The following is a 19788-nucleotide window of genomic DNA, read 5'->3' on the forward strand; positions in this document are numbered from 1 at the left end:
AGCAACAGCGTTTCCTTTTACGGAATTTCACTAGTAAGACAAGTATTTACGCTAGTAAATCAGGTATATATTATTTTTAAATTCTCAATAAGATTGCTGGTTAACTTTCATTTTCAGTTTAGAAAACTCCGCAGAAATAAGGACGTGAAGAAAGTATTGATTATGAGATGACTAAAGTCATAAACTATTTTGAAATTACGATGTTGCTAATCAGCATTGTGGGATAAAACTCAAAAAAATATGGGGATATGCTCAGGCTTACCCCCATTTTCAAGCATCAGAAATTAGCACTTACGAACTAGCGTTTTGCAACTCAGCAGTGCGGACTGATAGCTGTTGTATCTGAGTACCTCGTTGAACTTTTAGCTGTAAGGATTGACCAAGATTGGTGTTTTCCACAAAGTTCTGTAACTGTTCTGCATTAGTAATGGCTTGTCCATCTATTTGCAGGATGACATCACCACGGCGAATACCTGCTTTAGCAGCTGGGGAATTTTGAATAACTCGCATCACTAAAACCCCGTTCACTTCTGGGATTTCAAATGTAGAGTTGGGGTCGCTGTTATTTTGTTTAGCTAATTCGGGTGTTAATGTAACCATCTGCACACCTAAATAGGGGTGAGCAACTTTACCATCCCGTTCCAGTTGTGTGGCGATCGCTTTAGCTTTATCAATGGGAATAGCAAAGCCAATACCCATCGCATCAGCCCGAATTGCGGTGTTAATGCCAATTACTTCACCACGGTCATTCAACAATGGCCCGCCAGAGTTACCGGGGTTAATTGCTGCGTCGGTTTGAATAAAGTCTAAGCGTTTGTCAGAAATTCCCACTTGGGCGCTAGAACGCTTGAGGGTGCTGACAATACCTAAAGTAACTGTATTATCAAAGCCTAAAGGATTACCAACTGCGATCGCCCAATCTCCTACTTGTACAGCATTAGAAGAACCCAATGGTGCAACGGGCAAATCTTTCCCAGCGTTAATTTTCACCACCGCTAAATCTGTCACTTCGTCAATACCTTGAACTTTGCCTTCAAAAGTACGACCATCCTTGAGACGAACTGTCACTTTATCTGCTTTATCAACAACGTGGGCATTAGTTAAAACCAAACCACTTTTATCAATAATGAACCCAGAACCAAGACCGCGCAACTGTTCTGGCGGTAATTGTTGAGAATAACCATCACCAAAAAACTGCCGGAAAAATGGGTCTTCCATAAAAGGGTCAACCCGACGGCGAGTAATTGTGCGTTCTGTGTCAATTCTCACTACAGCTGTCCCAACACGATTCACTGCTGCTGTGACAAAACTACTATTACCAATAGCAGCCGTAGCTGGTGATTGGCGTTGGGCAATTAATTCTGGTGCATCACCAACTTTTGCTGAACTGGGTGCAGGTTCCGCTTGGGAAGGTAACACCCGCAGAGTGCTAACCGTGAGCAAGACTCCCAAAAATATGGCGAAAATATGGGTACTAAGTCTACGTAGAGAATGGGTTATTTTGGACAATCGCATAATCACAACCTAAATTTTAGAAGCCGAATTTTTGCTTAGTCGTGACAAATCTATCTCACGTTATTTTTACAGGTAGGATAAAATTCCTGCCTACTAACTTTTGTCTACTGCTTTAGATACTCAATACTGGAACTAAAGCATGGTGTGTAATACCTATAATTTAAATTAATTGAAAATTTCCCCTGATAGCTATTACGGACATTTACCCTGATCAGGTTCGGGTATTACCAAGACTTACGCACAAAGATTGTCTGTGGAGACTGGGTGTGGAGGTGTAAGGGTTTTTAATAAGTACACCTTGCTGCTTACAAATAGGCATTGCTGTGATCGCTCAATATTTTACGAAATTCTTCTAGGGTAACTGTTCTGCAACCTGACCTTGAGTGAATAGAGCTATAATTTAATGCAGGTGATTTTTAGCCAGAAGCATGAAGACAATAGCAATTTTGCCAATTTCTGATGCTAAGGGTGAGAAATCCTATCGTGCGATCGCTGGAGATAAACATTCTGTTGGCAAAACTGCGGGACAAGCTCTTGATGCCTTAACTGCCCAGTTAGATGAAATTGAATTTAGCGCACTACTGATTATTCAAAGCTTTCGTTCTGACTCGTTTTTCAGTGCCGAGCAACAAGAACGCCTATCAGAGTTAATGAATCTATGGCGGTTAGCACGAGATCAACAGCAGCAACTCCCGCCAGAACAACAAGCAGAATTAGATAGGTTGGTTGAAGCAGAATTGAAGGCAGCAACAGCCTGAACTTCAGCCTTGATACAGCAAGGGAATTCATGAATCCCTACTATAACTAATCGCACAATCAGCAAACCATTGTTGTGAGTATTGCAAAGCCCCGGAAGTCGTTTTTAATTTTTCACATTTAGAATTGCCAATGAGGAGATAGCATATGCAATTTCGCTACCAAATTGCATTAGGGGCTTTGATACTTGCACTGCTCGGATTTATTACACAAACAGGCTATGCTCAAATTCAGTCATCCTCTGGTGTTCGCACTCAGGAACCCAACAGCATCCTGTTCGAGAACGTTCGTATTTTCAATGGTACTTCTGATCAGCTTTCTGAGCCATCGAATGTTTTAGTCGTTGGTAATAAAATTAAAACCATTTCTCAAACTCCAATTGCCACAGCATCGGGCATAAAGTTGACCAGAATAGATGGAAATAATCGCACACTGATGCCGGGACTGATTGATAACCATGTCCATCTGTTGATCATTACTAGCACACTCGACGAGTTACTCTCGCCAGACGTGAGTCCTGAAGTCTTGAATCAGAAAGCGCAAACCGCAGCGGAACAAATGCTGTTAAGCGGATTCACCAGCGTTCGTGATTTGGCAGGGTCAGTGTTCGACCTCAAGCAGGCAATTGATACAGGTGATGTGGTGGGGCCGCGCATTTATCCTAGTGGCGCGATGATCTCGCAGACTGGCGGACATGGTGATTACCGCACACCAAAAGATCTTATTTGGGAACCTTATACAAACCTCAACCGCCCAGAAGTTCTAGGTAGCAGTGTGAGTGCGATCGCAGATGGTGTGGATGACGTACTCCGCAGAACTCGTGAACAACTTATGCAAGGTGCTACCCAGATTAAGCTGGCGGCTGGTGGCGGTATCATCTCAAATCACGACCCGCTGGATGTCAGCCAGTACACGGAAGCTGAGTTACGTGCCGCAGTCGAGGCTGCTGAAGACTGGAACACTTATGTAACAGTCCATGCCTATACACCTCGCGCAATTCAAAAGGCGATTCGGGCTGGTGTCAAGTGCATTGAACACGGACAGTTGATGGATGAGGGGACGGCGAAACTCATGGCTGAAAAAGGCATCTGGCTGAGTATACAGCCATTCCTCAATGACGAAGATGCAATTCCGTTTCCACAAGAGTCGGCTAACTATGCCAAACAACTAGAAGTGGTCAGAGGGACAGATACTGCATACACCTTGGCGAAGAAATACAACCTCAAAACAGCTTGGGGTACTGATTTATTATTCGATGCTAAACTAGCTACCCGGCAAGGGACGCAACTTACGAAAATGGTTCGCTGGTACACACCATCTGAAGTTTTAAAGATGGCAACAAGCACAAATGCCGAACTGCTTGCACTGTCCGGCCCACGCAATCCCTACCCAGGTAAACTGGGCGTAGTCGAAGAAGGCGCACTGGCTGACCTGCTATTGGTGGATGGTAATCCTCTCAAAAACATCAAGCTGATTGAGTATCCAGGCAAGAACTTCATCGTGATTATGAAGGACGGAAAAATATATAAGAACCTCCTTAGATGACTGAGAATTTCAGTGCGGCTCATATTTGATCAAAATTTAGATGCGTTTATTCTGGGCTAGGATCTTAGTACTACCAGTGTTTTAATACCATGAATGGATCAAACCAATTAACACCAGAGTCCTTGCCTATCTCCCCGTCAACCGAAAACTTCCACACCCACGATGCAGATCATATTCATGGTCATGGAAAATCTGGTCATACTCATGTCCATAGTGAAGAGTCTTTACGCAAAATTGTGAATCGGCTGTCACGGATAGAAGGTCATGTTCGCGGTATTAAAACAATGGTGCAGCAAGGTACGCCCTGCCCTGATGTATTATTGCAGATTGCCGCAGTCCGGGGCGCATTAGACCGAGTTGCCAGAATCGTGCTAGATGAACATTTGACTGAGTGTATTGCCAGAGCCGCCAAGGAAGGCAATATAGATGTGGAAATTGAACAATTAAAGGCGGCTTTAGATCGATTTATGCCTTAATCAAGCTGATTTAAAAGTAACTTTAGAACAATTGATCTCTGGATATTCGCCAAGAAGTTTACAGACGTGATAAGAGTGGGTCTGTTTGAATATAACTAAAGGTTAACGGAGGTAAATACACATCTTCAAGTTCAACACAGGCTAACTAACTGAGTGAATTGTGAATTTGTTACAAATCTCAATAGGTTATAACTAATAGTTCTCAAAGGGTACAAGCCTTGAGATTTATCTGTGAAGTTAATCTCAAATCCAAAATCCCAATGCAAGTACCCGCGGTGCCGCAAATAACCAGCAGAACTTCGGTTATTTTTTAAGAAATGATTAATATCTGCTGCTGTGCAAGTTTTTGTGGTGTACTTTAGCGCTTATATTTTGCAATAGTTTATACTTCTATTCTTCCCGAAAAACCTTTCGCGTGTTTAGTTATGGACGTATTTCAGCAGCTTTAAACATGGCTGACACACTATTTAGTACATAACTAAATTTACAGTATGAACTATGATTGTCTGCCCAATTATGCTTGAAGGCAGTTCCTGTAAAGGTTGAGAACTTCTTTAAGGTAGATAACACAACCTTCATTAAGGAGTAAATTCTACTACTATAGGATCTTTGTATTGACATTCTCTCAAGCTAATGTCAGAAAATGTTGACTTTCTCAACATTTCTTTAGATAATTTGAGGGTGTGTAGCGTCAAAATGGAATTAGTTCCGTATAGCAAAATACAAAACCCTAGTTGCAAGTCTAATCTCTGTCATGTTTGTTTCCCATCATAAGTGGGAATACTATGTACGTATAAATGTGTGAGTAAAAATCATGAGTGTGAATACGGTGCCTTCTATCAATTACTACTCTCTAGATGTAATCCAAGACGAAGCACGCCGACTGGTGCAGAAGGGGATGGTTAGCCGACAACAGCCAATATATACACTCTGCCAATACATCCCAGCAAGAGAGTGGGTATGCGTTGAATGTGAGTTGGAAAAATGCGATTTTCTACTGCGCGATCGCATTGGCGACCTGATTGGTCGTGAACAATGGGACAATGACTAATTAGTTTAGGATTTCAGATTTTGGATTGGGAGGATATTTTTTGGATGTTTAACTTTGACAAAGAACAATCTACCGCCCAACCTTCTGAAGGTAAAGTCTCTAGTTTTTTACAAATATTCCCTGATCCAGAGTCTTCTATTATTTTTCTTGACCATAAGCATTGCAGAATTACTAAAGTTTGAGTTAAACAACTTTTCTTAGCAGCATTGACGAAATCATAGCCTACCGTAAGTTTATCGAGAAAGGTTGTTGCGTAAATCTACTTTCATAACTTTGAGTATTTTATCTATATTATTTAACCGGGGCGGTGTTTTATCTCTAACTGCTCCGGTGATTTTTTTGTAGATACGTAATTTTTTTGCTTAATTATTTGTTACATATTTATAAACTTTACCAGCAATTTAAGTTTTTACCTCAATGTAATCACTGAATTTTTTGCTCTACTAACTGTTGCTGTACTCTCCCTTTTAACTAAAAACGGAGAGAGAAGAATATTGTCTACAGCTTTCCCTTCAAATAACTCCAGCAGCATAGTCATAGCCGACTCGCCCATTTCTACCATACGTTGACTAACTGTTGTGAGTGGTGGGGTAATGTAACTAGCCAGAGCAATATTATCAAATCCCACCAGGCTCAAATTTTCTGGGACTGAAATACCCAGTTCTTTACAGGCTAAGAGAGCGCCAACTGCTACCATATCGTTGTAGCAAAATATGCCAGTTATTCCAGTGGCTACTAATTGCGGTAGCATTTCTTTACCGATATCAATATCGCTGATTGCTTGCTCATCCCGCTGGGGAATTGCTACCCAGTTAGTATTTTGTGGTAGACCTGCTTGATTCAAAGCCATTCGATATCCTTCTAGGCGCTGTTGATCTGCTTTGCTACCATCACCTACACCTAAATAACCGATACGAATATGTCCTAAATCTAGGAGATGTTCTACAGCTAAACAGCCACCTAAGCGGTCATCTATGGCGACTGAGTGAAATGTTTTGCTTTGATCTTCTGTATCGATATTAATGAGAACTGTTGGCACAGTAAATTGGGTTAACTGCTGAGTGTAGTGTTTACCTATGCGTGAGTCAGCGACTAAAATTCCGTCTACTCGGCGGTAATGAAAATTCTCAATAGCGGCTATTTCCTGCTCAAAATCTCCATGTGAAGCATTTAACAACACATTTAAGCCAGCAAGTCTCGCAACTTGTTCAATTCCCTCTACTAGTTCGCCAAAAAAGGGATCAGCTATGGATGTGACAATTACCCCAACGGTATAAGTTCGCTGATTTTGTAAACTTTGAGCGATCGCATTTGGTACATAGTTCATTTCCTGCGCCAGTCTTTTGATTTCCTCCCGCACCTTAGAACTAATCAACGGACTGTCTCGTAAAGCGCGTGAAACCGTGGAATGGGAAACACCTGCTTTGCGAGCAATATCTTCAATAGAAATCTTTCGTTTACTCATGTTCAGCACTACCCTAAGCAACTTAAATAAAATTAACACAAATTTTATGCACAGGTGTGCAAGAATAAAAGACATCAGAAATGCACACCTGTGCATAACATCAGTTTAAACATTAAGAAAATCAGATTTAACAACATTTTCTCAGAAAATAACCTGTTGCTGAAATTTGAAGAAATGGTTGAAGTCTTGAGATTACAGGATTTTCACCAATAGTTACTTAATGCTGAAAGCCTTCAGAACAATATGAGGGATCAATCTAAAATTCATCTAAAAATGTTTACCGACTTGAGTAAACTTTTTTCACACACAGACTCAACTTTTAGCAAAATCGAAAACAATGACAACTTTTTCAAGTTAAGTCAAAGTAAATATCTATCGTTAGGAGAAAGCAGAAAACAAAAGGCAGAAGGCAAAATTAAAAGATGATTTTAGCTTAGTTAATATTTCTACACATATTTCGGGTTTTACCAGCTTTTTTAAGAGGATGTGGATGAATGTGAAAAAACAGGCGATGGCAGCGACCTTATTAAGTATTGTCAGTGGTACTTTGGTCAGCTGTAGTAATATTTCTCCCAATGGCAACACAGCCATTGACACTGAGTCCAAGAATGTTACTGATATAAATACTCAAACCACCGGAGGCGATCGCAATACTAAATTACGATCTGTTGGTGTGACACTGGGCGATTTAAGTAATCCTTTCTTTGTTGTCATGGCCAAAGGCGCGGAGAAAGAAGCGAAAAAAATTGGTGGTAATGATGTCAGAGTCACCGTTGTTTCTAGCGGATATGACCTAAACCAACAATTTAATCAAATTGAAAACTTCGTAGCGGCGAATACTGACATTATTATTTTGAATGCGGCTGACAGTAAAGGTATCAGACCAGCAGTTGAGCAAGCCAGAAAAGTAGGCAAGATTGTAATTGCGGTAGACACAGGCGTAGACGCAGAGGTAGATGCTACCGTTACCACCAATAACTTGCAAGCAGGAGAAATTAGTTGTCAATATATTGCCGATCGCCTCAAAGGTAAAGGCAATGTAGTTATAGTCAACGGGCCGCCAGTAACTTCCGTAATTCAGCGAGTCGATGGCTGCTTGAAAGTGTTAGCTAAATATCCCAATATCAAAATCCTGTCTAAAGACCAGAACGCCGAAGGTAGCCGGGATGGTGGACTAAGAGTGATGAGCGATATCCTAGTAACTTTTCCCAAAATAGATGCTGTTTTTGCCATCAACGATCCTAGCGGCGTGGGAGTTGATTTAGCCGCCAACCAAGCCAAACGCACCGAATTTTTCATTGTGGGAGTTGACGGTGCGCCAGAAGCAATTGAAGCGATCGCCTCTAACGATAGCTTATATGCGGCAACTGCTACTCAAAATCCCAGCGGTATGACGCAAACAGCAGTTCGGGTAGGGAACGATATTTTAAACGGCAAAAAACCGAAATCACCCGACATTTTGATTCCCGCCAAGTTGATTACAAAAGAGAACGTCAGTACATCAACTGGTTGGTAGAAGAGGCAGGGGGCAGAAGGCAGAAGGCAAGGGGGGCAGGGAGCAGGGGAGCAGGGGGAAAGTAGAATCTTTAACTCAGCACTCACACTTCGATTTCTCCCATCGGAGACGCTGCGCGAACGCTCAGTGTACAACACTCAACACTTAGCACTGAAATTTATGACAACAAATATTCAAACAGATTTTTCTCCACCGGCAACTACCACTCCTGTATTAGAAATGCAGGGAATTGCTAAACGATTTCATGGTGTCTCAGCGTTGCAAGGTGTGAATCTCACCATTTATCCCGGAGAAGTTCACGCCCTTATGGGTGAAAATGGCGCAGGTAAAAGCACATTAATGAAAATTCTCGCGGGTGCTTACATTGCTGATGAAGGGGAGATTCGCATTAATGGTCAAACAGTAAAAATTACCGATCCTGGTACAGCCAGACAAGCGGGGATTAATCTGATTTATCAAGAACTGAACGTTGCACCCAACTTAACCGTTACCGAAAATATGTTTATGGGGAGTGAGTTGCAGCGTGGTCAGTTTTTAGACCGCAAAACAATGGAACTCGAAGCCCAGCAGGTGCTAGACAGTTTGGGGGCGACTTTTACACCACAAACAATAGTAGGTATATTGGCGATCGCGGAACAACAGCAAGTCGAAATTGCCAGAGCGCTGAAAGACAAAAGCCGGATTTTGGTTATGGATGAACCAACAGCCGCCTTATCTGACCGCGAGACTGAGCGCTTATTTGAAGTGATTCGCAAACTCCGCAACAATGGCATTGCGATTATTTATATCAGTCACCGGATGGAAGAAATCTATGCCTTGGCTGACCGAATTAGTGTATTACGTGATGGTCAATATATTGGCAGTCTAACTCGTGAGGCAATTTCGCCCCAACGATTGGTACAGATGATGGTTGGTCGCTCTATGCAGGACTTCTATGAACATCAACGACAAAAGAATCCTGGTGCAGTGGTGTTGGAAGTTAGAAACATTAGTGATGGGCGCAAAATTCAGCCGACTAGTTTTCAACTGCGTGCAGGAGAAATTCTGGGACTAGCTGGGTTAGTGGGTGCAGGAAGGACAGAAGTATCGCGGCTGATTTTTGGTGCCGATCGCAAAGTTAGCGGTGAAGTCTTCCTAAATGGCAAAAAACTAGAGATTCATTCGCCCAGTGATGCGATCGCGGCGGGTATTGGCTACGTCCCCGAAGACCGCAAAGACCAAGGTTTATTTCTAGAAATGAGTTCCCGCAAGAATATTGGACTGAATCGACTCAAACAAGATGCCAAAGGTGGCATTGTTAACTGGGTTTCAGTCAATAAAATTGCCACAGAAGCCGTCGAAAACTTCCATATCCGACTAGCTAACTTAGAAATTCGCGCCGTGGATCTTTCCGGTGGTAATCAGCAAAAACTCCTACTGGCGCGGTGGTTAGCCATTAACCCCAGAGTATTGATGCTAGATGAACCAACACGCGGCGTAGATATCGGGGCGAAAAGCGAAATTTACCGGATTATCAGCGACTTAGCCGCCCAAGGAGTCGCAATTCTCATGGTTTCCAGCGAACTGCCAGAAATTGTTGGCATGAGCGATCGCGTTTTAGTCATGCGCGAAGGACAGTTAGTCGGCGAACTCGACGACAGCCCAGACAGAGAAATCACCCAAGAAAACATTATGCACTATGCAACTGGAGCATCGGAGGTAGCATCATGAGTCAAACCTTAAGACCTGTCAACAATAGACCTAGCCAAAATTCCGCAGCCAGTCGGCGTAAATCTATCAATAATTTCTTGCAAGTTGCCGGTATTTTGCCAATTCTCGTAATTATCTGCATCTTATTTTCCCTGCTAAGGCCCAACTTTTTCACAGCAGGTAACGCCGTCAACATCTTACGTCAAGCATCAATTAATATTGTCCTGGCAACCGGGATGACCTTTGTCATTCTCACTGGTGGGATTGACCTTTCCGTAGGTTCAATTTTGGCTGTGTCTGCGGTCGTTGCAGTGTTAGTCTCTCTATTACCGGCTTTAGGTTGGTTGGCTGTTCCCGCTGCTTTACTGACAGGATTACTTTTAGGTTTACTCAACGGTGCGTTAATCACCTTTTTGGATGTACCGCCGTTTATTGTTACCTTGGGTTCATTAACCGCCTTAAGGGGGGCGGCCTTTTTAGTTGCCAACGGTACAACAGTCATTAACCGTAACATCAACTTTGCTTGGATAGGTAACAGCTACGTCGGCCCCCTGCCTTGGTTAGTAATTATTGCCCTATTAACCGTAGTTATGAGTTGGTTTGTGCTGCGCCAAACAGTTTTGGGTGTGCAGATATATGCAGTAGGTGGTAACGAACGAGCCGCCAGATTAACAGGTATCAAAGTCAATCGCGTATTGCTATTTGTCTATGGCGTGAGTGGATTGCTGGCAGGTTTAGCCGGAATTATGAGTGCGAGTCGGCTGTATAGTGCCACAGGGATATTAGGACAAGGTTATGAATTAGATGCGATCGCCGCTGTAATTCTCGGTGGAACCAGCTTCACAGGCGGTATCGGCACCATTGGCGGCACACTATTAGGCGCATTAATCATTGCCGTTCTCAATAACGGTTTAACCCTATTAAATATGTCTTACTTCTGGCAACTAGTCGTGAAAGGACTAGTAATTATTGCCGCAGTCATGATTGATCGACTCCGCAGACGTTCCCGACGTTAGGCACGAGTGCAAAGATACAGGGGGAAGTAATGAATATCAACTCTCCTTCTTCTCTCTGCGCCTCCGCGTCTCTGCGTGAATAACTCATGATCTTATTCCCCAATACCAAATACAACCATGACATCTACCACAACTAGGCGTAAATCCAACACCTTCTATGTCATTTTAATTGCTGGCGCTGCTGCCCTCGGTGGCTTCTTGTTCGGATTTGATACCGCCGTGATTAACGGTGCAGTTGCCGCTTTATCCACAGCTTTTAGCACCAACAGCGTACTCACTGGCCTTGCCGTATCCTTGGCATTATTAGGCTCGGCATTAGGAGCCTTCTATGCAGGCAAAATTGCTGACCGATATGGCCGAGTTAAAGCAATGGTGGTGGCTTCAGTCTTATTTACCATCAGTGCTATTGGCTCTGGAATTGCCTTTGGCATTTGGGATTTTATCTTTTGGCGGTTGTTGGGTGGACTTGCAGTTGGTGCTGCTAGTGTGATTGCCCCAGCTTACATTGCTGAGTGTTCTCCTAGCAATTTGCGCGGTCGATTAGGGTCTTTGCAACAACTAGCGATCGTCATTGGAATTTTCATTGCCCTGCTGTGTGATTACTTTATAGCAGTATCAGCAGGTTCAGCCGAGTCGCCCTTTTTGTTCGGGATTGCTGCTTGGCGGTGGATGTTTTGGACAGAAATTCCGCCTGCGGTGTTGTATGGGATGGCAGCTTTAATGATTCCCGAATCTCCCCGCTACTTAGTTGCTCAAGGACGAGAGCCAGAAGCCGCTAATGTTCTTAGTAAAATTATCGGGGGTAACGTCCTAGCCAAAATCGAGGAAATTCGCCAAACAGTGATGCGAGAACGGGAACCGCAATTTTCTGACCTCTTACGCCGGAGTGGTGGACTTCTCCCCATAGTTTGGATTGGTATCGGGATATCTTTACTTCAGCAATTCGTCGGTATTAACGTCATTTTTTACTACAGCAGCGTTTTATGGCGAGCGGTTGGCTTTTCCGAAAAAGATTCCCTCTCAATTACAGTCATCACAGGTGCAGTAAATATTATTACTACATTAGTGGCGATCGCTTTCGTCGATAAATTTGGTCGCAAACCCCTATTGATTCTCGGCTCCATCGGTATGACCATTACCTTGGGAACAATGGCATCAATTTTCGGTACTGCGCCACTAGATGCTGCTGGTAATCCCACTCTCAGTGGTAGCACAGGTATTGTCGCTCTTATTGCCGCGAATCTCTATGTATTTTGCTTCGGTTTCTCCTGGGGGCCAGTCACTTGGGTACTGTTAGGCGAAATGTTTAATAACAAAATTCGGGCGGCGGCACTTTCGGTTGCAGCGGCGATGCAATGGGTAGCGAATTTCGCTGTTTCTACATCATTCCCTCCTATCCTGCAATATTTCGGCTTGGGTGCAGCCTACGGACTCTATACCACTGCGGCAGCTATCTCACTATTTTTTGTTCTCTTCTTTATTAAGGAAACCAAGGGAATGGAATTAGAAGATATGTAAATTAGGTAACAAGGAATAGGGAACAGGTAACAGTTTTTAGATTCTCTATTCCCGATAACATCAGACAACAACTAATTACAAACTTTCACTTTCAAAGATTTAGATTTTTTTTGCAGATATACAAATCATCAAACAGCATCACAAATAAAAGTTTGAATTTGTAAGTCCCAATAACCAACAATTGAAATCTCTCTAGTGCAGATACAGCCAGAGGTTTCTAACTTGTCATGCAGATTTTTCACTACACCTAGTTAAAGACCAGATTACCTCCAATGCTGAAACACCTTTTATTCAGTTTTTCGCTTTTATTATTGACATCTCCAGCAGTCTGGGCAGAATCTTTAGATCATAATTCTGATACAGCAGATGTCTACTTTCATAGTTTACAAGGACAAGTCACATCAGTTTCTCAATTCTCTGATGTACAGCCAACTGATTGGGCATTTACTGCATTGCAATCATTAGTCGAACGCTACGGTTGTATTGCAGGTTATCCGAATTCTACTTATGGCGGTAATCGCGCCTTAACGCGGTATGAATTTGCCGCCGGGTTAAATGCTTGTTTAGATCGCATCAATGAGTTAATTGCTACATCTACTAGTAATGTAGTCAATCAAGAAGACTTGACAATGTTGCAAAAGTTACAGACAGACTTTGCCACAGAATTAGCTATACTGCGCGGTCAAGTAGATAGTTTAGAGGCTCGTACAGACACACTAGAGAAGCAGCAATTTTCTACTACCACAAGGTTAAATGCTCAAATTATTACGGCGGTGAGTGATACCTTTGGCAACAAGGTTGCAGGCATAAAAGATGAAACAAACCCTTTCTTGGCAACTCGCGGTCGTCTGAATCTAGAAAGTAGTTTCACGGGCAAAGATTTATTGCGAGTCCGACTGGAGTTTGGCAATTTTGCCAATAACAATGGTTCCAGCCGCATAGCCGCAGCTACAGGTACAGGGATGACGCGCTTGAACTTCGATAACGACAGCAACAATACTCTGTTTGTCCCTCACATCCGTTATTACTTCCCAGTGAGTGATTCTCTTTCCTTCGTTGTTGGCCCTACAGGTATTGGCTACAACGACATCACAGACAACGTGACTCCGGCCACAATCGCCGATGATGGTAATGGTATCCCTTCTCTATTTGGCAAGAATAGTCTGCTGTTTGAACGCGGTGGCGGCGGTGGTGCTGCTAACTGGAATATCAGTAAAGACTTGGTTTTAACTCTCGGCTATTTAGCCAATACTCCCAATAATTCCACAGAGAAAAATGGCCTATTTGATAGCGGGTACAATGCTTTGGCTCATTTAGTTTACTACGGCAAACAAGGGGCAGTTGGTGTTGCCTACTCTCACGGATATAACCCTGGTGGGACTGTAGATATCACCGCCGGCAGGGGTAGCGCTTTATCCAGCGCCCCTTTTGGCAACAACATTGCAACTACTAACAGTATTGCAGGTGTTCAAGGATACTATCGCTTTTCGCCAAATTTCCAGGTTCATGCTTGGGGTGGGTATATTTGGGCAAATGCCAAAAACTCTGGTTTCAGTGATATTTCTAACGGTAGGGGTGGCACAGATTCTTTGTTTGTGAATAGTGGTGACAATGCTAATGCTTGGTTTGGAGCAATTGGTATCTCATTTCCAGATTTGGGGGGTAAAGGCAATATGTCAGGAATTGTTTTTGGTTTACCGCCCCGGATTACTCAAAGTGATATCCGTAAAGAAAGAGATAATTCTTACCATATCGAAGCCTTCTATCGTTGGCGAATGAATAACAATATATCTGTGACTCCTGGTTTGTGGGTAATTCTTAATCCAGAAAATAATCGCAATAACGATACTCAGTATGTAGGAGTAGTTCGGACAACTTTTGATTTTTGAACTGCTGCTAATCCCCTGATTTTAATGAAAATTATCTCTATCCATTTTTGATAGCTTCATCGGCAATGGGTAAAGAAATGACAAACTCTGTTCCTTCGCCTAAAACCGAATTAACTGCAATTTTACCTCCATGTTTTTCTTCAACAATTTGTCGGGCGATCGCCAGTCCTAATCCTGTACCTTTATTGACTTCTTTGGTAGTAAATAAATGGTCAAATATGTGTGCTTTTACATCTTCGCTTATGCCTTTGCCATTATCTGCAATGGAAATTTTGAGATAGTAATTTTCAATGGCAGTTTTCACAATAATTTTGTGAGGATTTAATTTAATTTCCTCAAAACTATGTCCGATACTTGACTCATCTAAAGCATCAATAGCATTAGCCAGAATATTCATAAATACCTGATTTAATTGTCCAGGAAAACACGCTATTGGTTGTAAATTTTCGTAGTCTGTAACCATGATAATTTCTGGACGTTTTTCGTTAGCTTTGAGACGATGTTTGAGAATTAAAATTGTACTATCAATGCCTTCATTAATGTTAAATAAAACTTTATAACTCTGATCAGCACGAGAGAAAGTTCTTAAACTAGTGCTAATATTTTTTAATCTTTCACAAGCAATCAGCATTGCATCAAGTATTTTTGGCAAGTCTTCTAAGCTATACTCTAAATCAATTTCTTCGGCATGATCGAGAATTTCATCTTCAGGATTGGGGAGAGCTTGTTGATAGAGTTTGAGGTGTGTAGTGATATCAGTAAAGATGGGTTGAGCTTGTTGCAGACTAGCCGAAATAAAACCGAGAGGATTGTTCATTTCATGAGCCACACCTGCAACTAAGTTACCCAGTGCAGACATTTTTTCATTCTGCACCATTTGTAGTTGCGCTTGTTGCAATTCTTGTAGAGCTTTTTCCAATTCTTGGGATTTTTGTTCAATTGCGGCTTGAGCTTGTTTGCGTTCGCTAATATCTCGAATAATAGTTGCCAGATATTCAACTTCATCGACGGCGTTTTGTTGAGCAATGATTACCTGAGAAACTGGAATTTCCTTACCTTGAGCATCTAAAATAGCAGCTTCTCCACTCCAAGCTCCTTGGCGGATGGCGGTAGGAATGGCGACATTTTGCAGATATTCCATTGCTGTAGGCGGGGTGATTTGAGAAATGTGAAATTTCACCGCACTATCTTTCATCTGCCAAACTCTCTGTCCGGCTGGATTAATGTAGAGACTATTACCCTTGGCATCGGCAATGCCAACAATATCTGGGGTAGCATTCAAAATACCTAGCAGTCGCTGTTGTTCTTGTTCCGCACGTTTGCGTTCACGAAGTGCAGCTTGCTGTTCGCTAATATCAATCACAATACCATCCCAAACCATTTCACCATTTTCACTAATTTCTGGTCGAGAAACGGCTTTTACCCACTTAATAGTTCCATTGGGTGTAATAATTCGCCATTCGTGTCGAAATGGGGTGAGATTCTGCGCTGACTCCATAGTTGCACGAAAAGCCTCAGCTTGATCGTCGGGATGTTCAAAATCACGCAGGCTATATTTTCCTGACATGATATCCTCTGCTGCTACTTCGTAGAGAGTTTGACACCCAGAACTCACATAAGACACAGAAGATGAACCATCAGGTTGAATCCGAATTTGATAAATCAATCCTGGAATATTATCTGCGAGTTTCTGAAAGCGATTTTCACTCAGGCGTAACTTGTCTAGAGATTGTTCTAATTGTTGAGCATAAATTTGAGAATCTTCATAAAGTCGGGCATTTTCTAGAGAAATCGCCGCTTGAGTACAAAGAAAGTTGAGAATGAGAATGCGATCGCTAGTAAACACTCTACTAGTAGAGCGATTCTTTAAATACAAAATGCCAATTAAATCACCTTGATTGAGAATCGGTAAGCACAATAGACTTTTTGGTTGTCGTTGCTGTAAATACTCATCAATTACAGGTAAATCGGTTTGCAGTTCATCAATTACCAGAATTTCTTGGGTGTTTTTCACATATTGAATAAATTTGACAGGTAAATTTGGATTGTTCTCTAAAGGTTCACAAAAAAGTTCGGTGTTATCTGGTGTCGCAATTGCTCTGACAAAAAATTCTCCTTGATGATTAGGTAAGATTAAGGCGCAGCGATCGCCCCCAGAATGTTGCAAAATAATCTGAGTTAGTTGGTGCAGTAGTTCATCCAGTTGAATTGTGCCAGAAATGGCCTGAGAAGCTTTCAAGATAGCAGCAAAATCAAAGGCAACATTGATACGACTTTGCTCTTGGGAACTATGAACTGAAACATGGGGAGTAACGTTCACTGATAATGTTTCCAGTACATTCAGCGATTGTGATTTCTGCTGGAGAATGGGTTGCAGTAAATTGGCGTAGCGGTTTTCCAGATCCTTAATTTTGGCTTGGCTACCCCAACGCGCATAACAGTAATACGCCTCCTGCATATAACCTGCGGCCACTTTCTCTTTGCCCCAATTCAGGTAAAGTTTTGCAGCCAGTTCATTACTAAGTGCTTCTTCTTGTAGATAACCGTGGGTTTTGGCTCCAGCAATAGCCAAATCATAATGTGCCATTGCATCATAATATTGACCTAAAACCCGACAACGTTCGGCGGTTAACAGTTGCCAGCGATGTTGATGATTGAAAGGGGCAAAAGTTGCCCAGTTTTGCAATTTTTCTTGATGACCATTGACTCGCTCAATAATTATTGATTTTTGTTCAGTATCTGCTGTTTCATACTGTTCTAAATGAATTAAAGCATCATAAAAAAACCAAACAACTATCATCAAACTGCCACTACTAGCATCACTATATTTTTCTGCTAAGGTTGTTTGTTGTGCAGCTAGTTCATATTTTTCAAACAAATAACAGAGAAATGCTTGATGCAAATAAATATAAAATAAACCTAGTCGGTCACTCAAAGCTTGTAAACTGGGTAAAACTTCGCTCACATTCAAAACTGTACCTTGTAGAAAATAAGGAACTTCCGCCTCACCCAATAAATTGAGAATTGCTTGCTGACAACACTCATAATATTTTAATGATGCCTTTTGCTTGATTTGACTGATGACTTGGCGATAAAGCTGCATTTCCTCAGCTAAATCTATTAATTCTCGCCCACTCCAATAGCTGTACTTGGCGTATAAAACTAAGTTTAAGGCTACGCATTCCCAGTCTCCTGTTTCTAAACCAATTTGATAACCTTCCAACAAAGATGGAATAATATTTTGCAGAGGTTCTTTCCAGTGCCGAATAAAACTGTTAATAATAAAGTAAGCTCGGCTTTTAAAGGCGTTAATCTGGAATTTTTCTAGTAACTTTAATGAAAGTTGTCCAAATTCATAGCCAGCGTGAATATCTTCCATAAAACCACAGAGAATTAATCCGTAGTCTGCATAAGAAAAAATTGCAATAGACGAATTACCAAACTGGATAGACATCTGCAATTGTTTGAAGGTGATGAGTGGTAATAGTGCAGGTGCAGCAACGTAAACGGAAGACACCAATTTGGTCATGATTTGCATTGCTGCGAGTTGATGTGGGTCGTTCATCGCGGGCAAATCTAAAAAACTTAAGGGTGTGCGTTCCTGCCATAGCTGCCGTGTATACTGGGCTGTTGCGCCAATATCTGCAATAGTTGGCTGTTCAGGAAATTCCACATCCAGTAATTTCAACCTAGTGTGGTAAAACTTACTAGAGAAGACGACTCTCTAAATTAGCCAAGTAACCCTTGGGGTCTCGGCGAAATCGATATTGTTCAATTCTGGCTTTGTGGTGTTTTTGTAATTGAGAGCGTAATTCGAGCCAAGTAACGATATCAACTTGTGCTAAATCAGATGCGGTAAAAGAATGAAGTTTAGTAGCGATCGCACAGGCAAGTTTGACAGAGCCACGAATAACAAGGGATGAGGGGGCAACCTTACGACCAGTGCAACGACGTTGATGATGACGTAGCATACCAAAAGCGTGTTCTAAGTCATTATTAGTTCTAGGAAAATCTTCAATTTCATAACAATGAAAAAGTCCAGACCAGTAGCTATGAGTGGTTTTTATAAAGTTATCGATTGCAGTGTTCAGCGTACCAGCTTTCTGCTTTTGTTGGGACATTTCTGTTAATAGTTGCTGATAACTTTGTTTGACACCAGCAGCATTAAGACCTATTTTATTATTGAGAATATCACTAGCTTTATCAACCCACTGATATGCAACCCTCACAGGTGAAAATAAAGATGCAGTCGCAGATAAACCCTTAGCTATCAGGTGTTTTAGGTTGACTAAAGGTGGAGTTAAAGCACTTTTTTTTCCATCCGTTCTAAGCTTTGCTCTATCAATGTCAAATTTTCTTGTAACTTTAATCCTGATGCCTCTAATGGTGGATGACCATCATTAGTTATAGAACTACGTACTGCCGAGCAATAATCTTCGATAATAGTTGCCATTTCCTGAGTTTCATTGGTAACACTACGTTCAATTTCTCGTAATCCTCTAACTTTTTTCTTTAATTCCTTTTTTGCATGTCGATCAGCCTCATATATGGGTTTAATTGCTTCCTTCAGGTAATGGTAATGACATAAACCGTGAGCAATTCTAGGTAATGCTAACCTAACAGCTTTGCGAATTGATTGTTGCCCATCACTAACAACTCCATCAATTGGTACATCCAAAGTATTAGTTACTTCTAATAATAACGCCACTAAATCTTCATTTCTTGATGATAATAAGGTTTTAGCAAGTAAGATTTCTCCTGATAAGCAATCTCGAATTACCCATAAGACCTCATGTCCAATTTCTGGCTGCATCCCATCAATGGCTAATATCACCCGTCCTTGATTAGCCACTATTGCTTTTAATCTTTTATGGTCTTTTAGCCATAAAGAAAGTAACTCGTCATATCTATCAATTAAGTGCGTGACCGTTCGTTTACTTATACATATACCTTTTAATTCAAGGTGAGCGTGTATTTGGGGAACGCTTCTATGTTCCTGATAGCGTAATGCTCCTATATAAGCAATCACATCCAAACCAAATTCATTTTGTGGTAGAGCGAGTGACCCTTCTTGCTCTGGTCGATATGCTTTTTTGTACCGCAGACATGACTTATTGTGACATTGCCGAATTTTTAGCTGTAGTTCTACTACCCCATTTAATGTTCTTATATGTCGAGGATTATTGTATTCATTCCACATTGGTTGACCGCACGATGGGCATTTTTTTTGAACACAATCGAGTACTTCAAACGATGTTGCCTCTGGTTTTAGACTTTTTCTTGCCAAGTTTTTGCACCATTATTTCGCTACAAGGTCAAGATTACAGGAGTTCTACTCTTCTCTAGTAAGTT

At 41.7% G+C, this 19788-nt stretch carries 13 protein-coding genes and 1 pseudogene; 9 read left to right on the plus strand and 5 right to left on the minus strand.

Going from position 1 to position 19788, the window contains the following annotated elements; all coding sequences use genetic code 11:
* Window positions 1-291 precede the first annotated feature (291 nt).
* Window positions 292-1515: an HhoA/HhoB/HtrA family serine endopeptidase gene (locus AC504W_RS20540; RefSeq protein ID WP_494874076.1), complete on the minus strand. Its 1224-nt coding sequence runs from the start codon at window positions 1513-1515 to the stop codon at window positions 292-294.
* A gap of 428 nt (window positions 1516-1943) precedes the next feature.
* Here AC504W_RS20540 and AC504W_RS20545 point away from each other — a divergent pair, with 428 nt between their 5' ends.
* From AC504W_RS20545 to AC504W_RS20560, 4 genes are all read left to right on the plus strand, one after another.
* Complete coding sequence (locus AC504W_RS20545) at window positions 1944-2273, plus strand: hypothetical protein (protein ID WP_494874078.1); 330 nt, start codon at window positions 1944-1946, stop codon at window positions 2271-2273.
* A 145-nt stretch (window positions 2274-2418) separates the two neighbouring features.
* Window positions 2419-3816, plus strand: a complete 1398-nt coding sequence (locus AC504W_RS20550) for a metal-dependent hydrolase family protein (protein ID WP_494874079.1) — start codon at window positions 2419-2421, stop codon at window positions 3814-3816.
* A gap of 89 nt (window positions 3817-3905) precedes the next feature.
* The gene (locus AC504W_RS20555) at window positions 3906-4292 is read left to right on the plus strand and encodes a metal-sensing transcriptional repressor (protein WP_096579422.1); all 387 of its coding nucleotides are present in this window, start codon (window positions 3906-3908) and stop codon (window positions 4290-4292) included.
* Window positions 4293-5106: 814 nt separating this feature from the next.
* Window positions 5107-5343, plus strand: a complete 237-nt coding sequence (locus tag AC504W_RS20560) for a DUF4327 family protein (protein ID WP_062297131.1) — start codon at window positions 5107-5109, stop codon at window positions 5341-5343.
* 409 nt (window positions 5344-5752) lie between these two features.
* Here AC504W_RS20560 and AC504W_RS20565 read toward each other — a convergent pair whose 3' ends face one another.
* Complete coding sequence (locus tag AC504W_RS20565; RefSeq protein ID WP_494874080.1) at window positions 5753-6808, minus strand: LacI family DNA-binding transcriptional regulator; 1056 nt, start codon at window positions 6806-6808, stop codon at window positions 5753-5755.
* A gap of 490 nt (window positions 6809-7298) precedes the next feature.
* Between AC504W_RS20565 and AC504W_RS20570 the strand changes: the two genes are divergently transcribed.
* From AC504W_RS20570 to AC504W_RS20590, 5 genes are all read left to right on the plus strand, one after another.
* A complete protein-coding gene (locus AC504W_RS20570; RefSeq protein ID WP_494874081.1) occupies window positions 7299-8324 on the plus strand; it encodes an ABC transporter substrate-binding protein in 1026 nt (341 codons plus the stop codon).
* 159 nt (window positions 8325-8483) lie between these two features.
* Window positions 8484-10034, plus strand: coding sequence for a sugar ABC transporter ATP-binding protein (locus tag AC504W_RS20575; protein WP_494874082.1), 1551 nt, complete (start codon window positions 8484-8486; stop codon window positions 10032-10034).
* Window positions 10031-11029, plus strand: coding sequence for an ABC transporter permease subunit (locus AC504W_RS20580; protein WP_494874083.1), 999 nt, complete (start codon window positions 10031-10033; stop codon window positions 11027-11029). Before AC504W_RS20575 ends, AC504W_RS20580 begins: the two co-directional genes overlap by 4 nt.
* 117 nt (window positions 11030-11146) lie before the next feature.
* Complete coding sequence (locus AC504W_RS20585) at window positions 11147-12547, plus strand: sugar porter family MFS transporter (RefSeq protein ID WP_494874084.1); 1401 nt, start codon at window positions 11147-11149, stop codon at window positions 12545-12547.
* Window positions 12548-12819: 272 nt separating this feature from the next.
* Window positions 12820-14436 (plus strand): iron uptake porin, encoded by a 1617-nt coding sequence (locus AC504W_RS20590; protein ID WP_494874085.1) that lies wholly within the window; start codon window positions 12820-12822, stop codon window positions 14434-14436.
* A 37-nt stretch (window positions 14437-14473) separates the two neighbouring features.
* On the opposite strand, the gene AC504W_RS20595 is transcribed toward AC504W_RS20590, so the two are convergent.
* The 3 genes and pseudogenes from AC504W_RS20595 to AC504W_RS20605 all read right to left on the minus strand — a co-directional run bounded on the left by AC504W_RS20595 (window position 14474) and on the right by AC504W_RS20605 (window position 19636).
* Window positions 14474-15817, minus strand: coding sequence for a PAS domain-containing sensor histidine kinase (locus AC504W_RS20595; RefSeq protein ID WP_494879668.1), 1344 nt, complete (start codon window positions 15815-15817; stop codon window positions 14474-14476).
* A gap of 24 nt (window positions 15818-15841) precedes the next feature.
* Window positions 15842-18001 (minus strand): annotated as a pseudogene (locus AC504W_RS20600) (GAF domain-containing protein); the annotation flags it as partial.
* Window positions 18002-18143: 142 nt separating this feature from the next.
* A protein-coding gene (locus AC504W_RS20605) for an ISNCY family transposase (protein WP_494874086.1) occupies window positions 18144-19636 on the minus strand; the annotation gives its coding sequence in 2 pieces (ribosomal slippage) (window positions 18144-18745 and window positions 18745-19636; 1494 coding nt in all).
* Between the last annotated feature and the right edge of the window lie 152 nt (window positions 19637-19788).

This window comes from Nostoc sp. C96 (assembly GCF_059384975.1).

Bases quoted from the DNA above. Each gene is read 5' to 3' on its own strand.
- AC504W_RS20545 (WP_494874078.1), top strand. From the start codon at position 1,944: ATGAAGACAATAGCAATTTTGCCAATTTCTGATGCTAAGGGTGAGAAA.
- AC504W_RS20565 (WP_494874080.1), bottom strand. From the start codon at position 6,808: ATGAGTAAACGAAAGATTTCTATTGAAGATATTGCTCGCAAAGCAGGT.
- AC504W_RS20540 (WP_494874076.1), bottom strand. From the start codon at position 1,515: ATGCGATTGTCCAAAATAACCCATTCTCTACGTAGACTTAGTACCCAT.
- AC504W_RS20575 (WP_494874082.1), top strand. From the start codon at position 8,484: ATGACAACAAATATTCAAACAGATTTTTCTCCACCGGCAACTACCACT.
- AC504W_RS20585 (WP_494874084.1), top strand. From the start codon at position 11,147: ATGACATCTACCACAACTAGGCGTAAATCCAACACCTTCTATGTCATT.
- AC504W_RS20560 (WP_062297131.1), top strand. From the start codon at position 5,107: ATGAGTGTGAATACGGTGCCTTCTATCAATTACTACTCTCTAGATGTA.
- AC504W_RS20590 (WP_494874085.1), top strand. From the start codon at position 12,820: ATGCTGAAACACCTTTTATTCAGTTTTTCGCTTTTATTATTGACATCT.
- AC504W_RS20550 (WP_494874079.1), top strand. From the start codon at position 2,419: ATGCAATTTCGCTACCAAATTGCATTAGGGGCTTTGATACTTGCACTG.
- AC504W_RS20595 (WP_494879668.1), bottom strand. From the start codon at position 15,817: ATGGTTTGGGATGGTATTGTGATTGATATTAGCGAACAGCAAGCTGCA.
- AC504W_RS20570 (WP_494874081.1), top strand. From the start codon at position 7,299: ATGAATGTGAAAAAACAGGCGATGGCAGCGACCTTATTAAGTATTGTC.
- AC504W_RS20580 (WP_494874083.1), top strand. From the start codon at position 10,031: ATGAGTCAAACCTTAAGACCTGTCAACAATAGACCTAGCCAAAATTCC.
- AC504W_RS20555 (WP_096579422.1), top strand. From the start codon at position 3,906: ATGAATGGATCAAACCAATTAACACCAGAGTCCTTGCCTATCTCCCCG.